Origin of the sequence: Roseovarius sp. TE539 (assembly GCF_003298505.1) — a bacterium.
Classification (GTDB): Bacteria; Pseudomonadota; Alphaproteobacteria; order Rhodobacterales; family Rhodobacteraceae; genus Roseovarius.
Genome location: NZ_QNGB01000051.1, coordinates 1 through 7,379, shown reverse-complemented (window position 1 = coordinate 7,379; position 7,379 = coordinate 1). Strand labels below are relative to the sequence as shown.

The following is a 7,379-nucleotide window of genomic DNA, read 5'->3' as shown; positions in this document are numbered from 1 at the left end:
TTCGGTGAAGCGTGATTTGCGCATCGTCTGTTCTCCTCGTCGCTTTGAACGTTACGAGAACAAACTCTACTTTTGAATGGCCCGGTTTTGCGGGGGCAGGTCACTCGGGCCGCGGCCGCGGGGCGCCTCCGGCGGGAGTATTTGGGGAAAGATGAAGACAGGGCGAGGGTCTTCATCTTTCCGGAAATACTCCGGGAGCGTCAATGTCGTGTCGTCGGTCCGGGAAATAATGGAGACGGGCGGCGCCCCGGGAGCATGCGTGGCCCCCAAGCAAATAACCCGGCACGGAATCGCCACGCGGGACAATAAAGAACCCCGCCCGGTCAGGGGCGGGGTTTCGGACGTGGCAAGATGCACCGGTCAGACGTTCTTCTTGCCCTTGATCGGAGCCCAGAGGCGCTTGTTTGTGAGGTAGAGCAGGACCGTGAGTACGGTCAGGAAGATCACGCCCGAAAGACCGGCTTCCTTGCGTGCCATCATCTTGGGTTCGGCCGCCCACATCAGGAAGGCGGCCACATCCTCGGCCTCCTGCTCCATCGTGGCCTCGGTTCCGTCGTCATATTCCACGTCCTCGCCCCAGAGCGGCCGGGCCATCGAAATCCAGCTTCCGGGGACGGTGGGATGGCCATGATCCTTGCACTCCGCCGGGTATCCGCCTGCGGTGAAGGCGGTGTTGTAGGAGCCGGGGAAATCGTCGGGAGCGCAATCGGGTGCCTCCGCGTACCCGGTCATCAGGGAGTAGATGTATTCAGCTCCGCCCATGCCGTTGAAAAGCTGGCTTAACCCGGTACCATAGGGTCCGTGGAACCCGGCCCGTTTCTTGGCCATGAGGCTCAGGTCCGGAGCAGTCTCGAGGCTGGAGGACGGAAAGTGATCGACGGGTTTTGCCGCCCGGAAATCATCGAGTTCCTCGTCGAACACCTCGAAGTTCTGCTCGGCATAGGCACGCACCTGGTCCATGGGCAAGTGCGGTCCGCCCTCGTCTCCGAGGGTGCGGATGGGCACGTATTCCATCCCGTGGCAGCTGGCACAGACGGCGGTGTAGACCTTGAGCCCACGCTGCAGCTGGTTCTGGTCGAACTTGCCGAAAGGCCCCTCGAAAGAAAAGGCGATGTCCTCTATATGGGCTTCGCCACCCGCGGCAAGCGCGGGTCCCGAAGAAAGGGTGAGCGCGGCCAGCGCGGCGATACCCGTCTTTTTAAAACGTGTCATTGTCGCGGATCCTTTCTTATTCGGCAGGCGTCTTGGACGTGCCGTAATGCGCAGCGAAATCTTCTTCGATGGTCGAGGGCTGCGGAGTCGGCTTCTCGATCACGCCAAGAAGTGGCAGGATCACGAGGAAGTAGACAAACCAGTAGGCAGACCCGATCAGGGATATGGTCGAGTAGGGTGGTTCCGCAGGTTGCGCACCGCACCACATGAGCACCACGAAGTCAATCACCAGAAGAGCGAACCACCACTTGAACATCGGCCGGAACCGGCCCGAGCGGACGCCCGACGTATCAAGCCACGGGGCCAGCGCCATCACCACGATGGCACCGAACATGGCCACCACGCCGAAGAACTTGGCATCGACGATCCCCCCGGTGATCCAGCTCGCCGCCATGACCACCCAGACATCGGAGGTGAATGCACGCAGGATCGCGTAGAAGGGCAGGAAGTACCATTCCGGCACGATGTGCGCGGGCGTGACCAGTGGATCGGCCTCGATATAGTTGTCAGGGTGACCGAGGTAGTTGGGCATGAACCCGACGATGGCGAAGAAGACCGCGAGGATCACGCCGAGCGCGAAGAGGTCCTTGATGACGAAATAGGGCCAGAACGGCACCGTGTCCTTCTCGGCCTCGGCCTTGGAGCCGCGCCGTACCTCGACCCCGGTGGGATTGTTGTTGCCGGTCGTATGGAAGGCCCAGATATGCACCGCCACCAGCGCCGCGATCACGAAGGGCAGCAGGTAGTGGAGCGAGAAGAACCGGTTGAGCGTCGCATTGCCCACGGCCGGCCCGCCCAGGAGCCAAGTCTGGATCGATTCGCCGATGAAGGGGATGGCCCCGAAGAGGCCGGTGATGACCGTGGCGCCCCAGAACGACATCTGACCCCAGGGCAGCACGTAGCCCATGAAAGCGGTACCCATCATCAGCAGGTAGATGATCATGCCGATGATCCAGGTGATCTCGCGCGGGGCCTTGTAGGACCCGTAGTAGAGACCCCGGAAAATGTGCAGGTATACCGCGAAGAAGAACAGCGATGCGCCATTCATGTGCAGATACCTGAGCATGTGGCCGCTGTTGACGTTGCGCATGATATGCTCGACCGAGGCAAAAGCCATGTCGACCTGCGGGGTGTAGTGCATCGCCAGCACGATGCCGGTGATGATCTGCAACCCGAGGCAGAAGGTCAGCACGATTCCCCAGATCCACATCCAGTTGAGGTTCTTGGGCGTGGGGATCATGATCGTGTCATAAAGCAGGCCGACGACAGGGAGCCGCGAATGCAACCACTTCTGGCCGTCCGTCTTCGGTTCGTAATGATCGTGCGGAATTCCGGACATTGCGCGTTTCCTTATCCCAGTTTGATCGTCGTTTCGTCGACGAATTCGGCCAGCGGAACCGGCAGGTTCTCGGGGGCCGGACCTTTTCGGATACGTCCGGCAGAATCATAGTGCGACCCGTGGCAGGGACAAAACCAACCGCCGAAATCACCGGCCCCGTCGCCGAGCGGCACGCAGCCCAGATGGGTGCACACACCCATCTGCACCAGCCATTCACCTGCCTCGTCCAGGGTGCGGTTGGCGTCGGTGGCGGGCACCTCGCCCTGGAGGTTCTCGTTCCGGGCGATACCGTCCGGCAGGGCCGCCACGTCAACCTCGCGGGCCTCGGCGATCTCGGCCTCCGTGCGGCGGCGGATGAACACCGGCTTGCCCAGCCACTTCACCGTCAACTGCGTGCCCGGGGCAATCCCGTCCACGTCCACCCGGATAGAGCTGAGGGCCTGCACGTCGGCGGAGGGGTTCATCTGGTTCACCAGCGGCCAGATTGCCGCCCCTGCGGTTACGGCACCTGCGCCGGCTGTGGCGTAGTAGAGGAAATCCCTCCGGGTGCCTTCGTGATCGTCTGCGTGGGACACGGGCAATTCTCCATTCTCAACGCCGCCTGAGCGGCATCACGTCTCTCGGCTGACGCCCCTTGCGGGACGCAGCCATTCCGGTTGGATATTTAGCGGGGCGCGCGGGTGGCGTCCAGTGTGCATCTGCAATGCCGGTGATTTGAACGCAGCGCCCTAGTGTCGCGCTTGTGGCGCCGCCGCCGCCCATGTAAGCAGGGTATATGCCTCCAATCGAGATCGAAAGTCTTCACCATGTACCAGAACCTTCCCGCCGCCCTCGTGATGCTGCTCACCTTCGCCACGCCCGCCGCGGCCGAAATGGAGTTGAGCCTTTACCTCGGCGTCCAGACGGTTGACGGCAGCAGCGCGTCGGGCACCCTGCCCGATGGCACCGCCTTCAGCCGCGGGATAGACTGGCGTGCCAAGCCCCTGGACAACCCGCTTTATTACGGGGGGCGGGCAACCTGGTGGACCCAGAAGAACTGGGGATTCGGCGTCGAGGGAACCCATGCCAAGGCGATCGCATCGCGACCGGACCAGAACGCCCTCGGTGTCAACAAGCTGGAATTCTCGGACGGGCACAACATCTTCACGGCCAACGTGATGAAGCGGTTTCCCGATACCTTCGCGCGGACCCCGAAGTTCACGCCCTACCTGGGAGCTGGCGTCGGGGTGGCTGTTCCGCATGTCGATATCCGGGTCGCAGGCGCCGCCAGCCGCACCTTCGGACTGGAAGTGACGGGGCCGGCGCTGCGCGGAATTGCAGGGCTGAAATACGATTTCAACGACAGGTGGGCGCTTTTCGGCGAATATCAGATCACGTGGTCGGACAACGAGGTGACCATCGACCCTGACATTGCCCTTCCCGGCCAGCCCGCGGGTGAGCTGAACACCGAGATCCTGACCCATGCCGTCAATATCGGCGTGAGCTACAGTTTCTGAGCGCCGGTCGGCGCGGCAACCATCGCACGCAGGCATTGGGCCCCGGAACATCGCGGGCCGGCCTCCGGGACCGTATGGCAAGCCGTTGACCACTTTCGATCCGTAAATTTCGACCCCCGAAGTCAGGAATATGCGAAGGGCCTGGTCGCGGCGATGGGGTTCTGGTCACCGCGAGACGCGCCTGCAAGGGCGCGGAGAGCTTCGCAGGTCTGCGCCGGGCGGTGTCACGCCGCCAGCAGCCTGCTGCCGCTGCGATCGGTGATGCGGGCCTCCACTATCTGCCCTTCCGGCTCGTCCCGGCCGAACTCCACCTCGGCAAACGCTTCTGTCCGGCCCATGCGCGGCGATTCCATCAGGATCCGGTGGCTGCGGCCCAGCTGCGCATCGAGATGGTCGCCCACCCGTGCCGCGCCCATGCGCCGAAGCCGCGCGGCACGGTCTTTCGCGATGCGTCCGTCCACCTGCGGCATGCGTGCCGCGGGGGTGCCCGGGCGCTTGCTGTACGGGAAGACATGAAGCCATGTGAGGCCACATTCCTCCACCAGCTTCAGGGAATTTGTGAAGGCTGCCTCGGTCTCGGTCGGGAAACCGGCGATGATGTCGGCCCCGAAGGTGATGCCGGGACGCAGGCGGCGCGCATCCTCGCAGAAGCGGATAGCGTCATCGCGCAGGTGGCGGCGTTTCATCCGCTTGAGGATCAGGTCATCACCGTGCTGCAAGCTGAGATGTAGATGCGGCATCAGGCGCGGCTCGGTCGCGATGGCCTCCATCAGGGCCTCGTCCGCCTCGATCGAGTCGATCGAACTGATCCGAAGCCGCGGAAGATCGGGTACCAGTTTCAGAATTCGCATGACAAGATCGCCCAGACGCGGCCGCGCGGGCAGGTCGGCGCCCCAGCTGGTGAGGTCGACACCCGTCAGCACCACCTCGTTGTAGCCGCGATCCACCAGCCGCTTGATCTGTTCGAGCACCACACCGGCGGGGACGCTGCGTGAATTTCCGCGACCATAGGGAATGATGCAGAAGGTACAGCGATGATCGCAGCCGTTCTGAACCTGCACATAGGCGCGACTGCGGGTGCCGAACCCGTCGATCAGATGCCCGGCCGTTTCAGTGACCGACATGATGTCGTCGACGCGCACGGCTTCGGTTTTGCCGATGAAATCCGCGGCCAGGTCGGCCCAGGTGCCGGGTTGCATCTTCTCGGTGTTGCCGATTACCGCGTCAACCTCGGGCATTTCGGAAAAGCTGTGCGGTTCGGTCTGGGCCGCGCATCCGGTGACGATCAGCCGCGCAAGCGGATTCTCACGGCGCAGTCGGCGGATTTCCTGACGTGCCTTGCGCACCGCCTCGGAGGTGACCGCACAGGTGTTGACGACCACCGCGTCCTCCAGTCCCGCCTTTCCGGCCAGTTCCTTCATCGCCTCGGTCTCGTACGCGTTGAGACGGCAGCCGAGGGTTGTGAAGCGCGGCGCGGTCATTCACCAGCCTCCAGGAAGCCGGGGGTCAGGATGCCGTCGGCCACGTGCATGGTGGGGCCGGTCATCCATACCCCGTCGTCACGCCAGTCCACCTGAAGGCTGCCTCCATCGAGGTCGATGCGCACGCCACGCCCGGCAAGGCCGCGCCGGGCCGCCGCGACCGCGACCGCGCAGGACGAGGAGCCCGATGCGCGCGTGATCCCGACACCGCGCTCCCACACCCGCATGCGCAGGCGGTCAGGGCCTGTCACGCTGACCACCTGCACATTGGTGCGCTCCGGAAAGAGGGGATGGGTCTCGTAGCGCGGGCCGAACTGCTCAAGCGGCACCGCCTGGGCATCGGCGACGAAGAAGGTGCAGTGCGGGTTGCCCATGCCCGTGGCGGTCGGGCCGCCCTCGATCGGCAACTCGAGCGTTTCCATTTCCTCGGCCAGCGGGATCGCGTCCCATGCGAGCCGCGGCGCCCCCATGTTGACGGCGGTCATCCCGCGCCCCGCGTCGCACGCCTCCACGTCGCCGCCTTCGGTGGTCAGGCGGAGTTGAGCGCGACCGCTCTCCTCCATCAGGAAACGGGCGATGCAGCGGGTGGCGTTGCCGCAGGTGCCGGAGGTCGAGCCGTCGGCGTTCCAGAAGGTCAGATGCGCATCCGCCGCCGCGCCGCCATGGGATTTGCCGGCATCGATGACCGCCAGCTGGTCGAAGCCAAGACCGGTATGCCGGTCCCCGATCCGCCGCACCAGATCCGGTGTCAGGCCGGCGACGCGCGCGCGCGCATCCACGACAACGAAATCATTGCCGAGTCCATGCATCTTCATGAAGGCCAGTCCGCCGCCGCGCATCGAAGTCATGGCCGGTGATATAACCCCGCACCGCCGGATTATCCAGACAATCAGGGACAGATCACGGATTTTCGGGGTTGACCCTTCAGTGCGCCCTTTCTAATTAAGCCGCCTAGTGGGCCGTTAGCTCAGTTGGTAGAGCAACTGACTTTTAATCAGTGGGTCGCAGGTTCGAATCCTGCACGGCTCACCACTGAAATTCTATTCACAAACAAAAGCTTGCGAGGTTCGAGAGAGTGCGAGGATTGCGCCACTGGGCGTGACTTGGCGCCTTTAGGGGACACATGGGGGACATTTTACATGGGTTTCGATGCGATTGTTTGAGACTTGGGCGCTGGGTGGCGTAGCTCATGCTGCGGGGTTGATGCGGCTGGCCGGTGCGTGCTGCTGTGAAGGTGCGACGCGCCGGGGTGAAAAGCGGGCGGGTCCCTCTTGGGCCTTTATCCTTTCACGGGGCCGCCGCCTTCCGCCATGCCGCTGAGCGAAACTATAAAAAGAAGCCTAACAGCGGATTGCGTCTGCAGCTTGCGGTCCTTCGATGCCTTTGCTGATGGGCGTGGCGAAAGCTCGGAGCCAGCGCCCTCGCAACACATTCATGACTGGCGGTACATGACGCGGCGCGTCGACACGAGGGGCGGGAAACGGTCGTTCGCTGCGGGTGCGACGTGGCAAAGCCTTTTTGCCGGAAGTTGTCTTTCACGCGGTATAGATATCGAGTTCCCGCACAACAAGCGGAGGCAGTCCTTTTTTAACCTAGTGTTCTGCACCTGACGCAACATTCCCGTGTGAAAGCAGGCCTGAGGTCGAGGGACAAGTATCCCGAGCGAAACGTCAGATGACCGCTCGCAGCCCCGAAGCGGTCCTATTACCCTCGGTGCGAACTTTAAGATAGCTGACCTTCGCCGCGAGTGACCTGCCCCCGCAAAACCGGGCCATTCAAAAGTAGAGTTTGTTCTCGTAACGTTCAAAGCGACGAGGAGAACAGACGATGCGCAAATCACGCTTCACCGAA

At 63.1% G+C, this 7,379-nt stretch carries 6 protein-coding genes and 1 tRNA gene; 2 read left to right on the top strand and 5 right to left on the bottom strand.

What is annotated here, in order from left to right; genetic code table 11:
• Positions 1-360: 360 nt before the first annotated feature.
• Genes DQW77_RS17600 through petA form a run of 3 tightly spaced genes read right to left on the bottom strand, consistent with a single transcriptional unit; the run spans position 361 to position 3,126 of the window.
• On the bottom strand, positions 361-1,212 hold the full coding sequence (locus DQW77_RS17600) for a cytochrome c1 (RefSeq protein WP_113259623.1): 852 nt from the start codon (positions 1,210-1,212) through the stop codon (positions 361-363).
• A 16-nt stretch (positions 1,213-1,228) separates the two neighbouring features.
• Positions 1,229-2,551: a cytochrome b gene (gene petB / locus DQW77_RS17595; protein ID WP_113259621.1), complete on the bottom strand. Its 1,323-nt coding sequence runs from the start codon at positions 2,549-2,551 to the stop codon at positions 1,229-1,231.
• An 11-nt stretch (positions 2,552-2,562) separates the two neighbouring features.
• Positions 2,563-3,126 carry a ubiquinol-cytochrome c reductase iron-sulfur subunit gene (petA, locus tag DQW77_RS17590; RefSeq protein ID WP_113259619.1) on the bottom strand — a complete coding sequence of 188 codons (564 nt, stop codon included), beginning with the start codon at positions 3,124-3,126 and terminating at the stop codon, positions 2,563-2,565.
• 231 nt (positions 3,127-3,357) lie between these two features.
• Here petA and DQW77_RS17585 point away from each other — a divergent pair, with 231 nt between their 5' ends.
• Positions 3,358-4,047 (top strand): outer membrane protein, encoded by a 690-nt coding sequence (locus tag DQW77_RS17585; RefSeq protein ID WP_113259617.1) that lies wholly within the window; start codon positions 3,358-3,360, stop codon positions 4,045-4,047.
• 224 nt (positions 4,048-4,271) lie between these two features.
• On the opposite strand, the gene mtaB is transcribed toward DQW77_RS17585, so the two are convergent.
• Both mtaB and dapF read right to left on the bottom strand, forming a co-directional pair.
• A complete protein-coding gene (gene mtaB, locus DQW77_RS17580; protein WP_113259614.1) occupies positions 4,272-5,528 on the bottom strand; it encodes a tRNA (N(6)-L-threonylcarbamoyladenosine(37)-C(2))-methylthiotransferase MtaB in 1,257 nt (418 codons plus the stop codon).
• The gene (gene dapF / locus DQW77_RS17575; RefSeq protein WP_404947947.1) at positions 5,525-6,343 is read right to left on the bottom strand and encodes a diaminopimelate epimerase; all 819 of its coding nucleotides are present in this window, start codon (positions 6,341-6,343) and stop codon (positions 5,525-5,527) included. The genes mtaB and dapF overlap by 4 nt, the downstream gene beginning before the upstream one ends.
• Positions 6,344-6,484: 141 nt before the next feature.
• On the opposite strand from dapF, the gene DQW77_RS17570 reads away from it, so the two are divergent.
• Positions 6,485-6,560 (top strand) — tRNA-Lys (locus DQW77_RS17570).
• Positions 6,561-7,379 lie beyond the last annotated feature (819 nt).

Coding starts and splice junctions, on each gene's coding strand:
- DQW77_RS17600 (WP_113259623.1), bottom strand. CDS start 1,212: ATGACACGTTTTAAAAAGACGGGTATCGCCGCGCTGGCCGCGCTCACC.
- petB (WP_113259621.1), bottom strand. CDS start 2,551: ATGTCCGGAATTCCGCACGATCATTACGAACCGAAGACGGACGGCCAG.
- DQW77_RS17585 (WP_113259617.1), top strand. CDS start 3,358: ATGTACCAGAACCTTCCCGCCGCCCTCGTGATGCTGCTCACCTTCGCC.
- mtaB (WP_113259614.1), bottom strand. CDS start 5,528: ATGACCGCGCCGCGCTTCACAACCCTCGGCTGCCGTCTCAACGCGTAC.
- dapF (WP_404947947.1), bottom strand. CDS start 6,343: ATGAAGATGCATGGACTCGGCAATGATTTCGTTGTCGTGGATGCGCGC.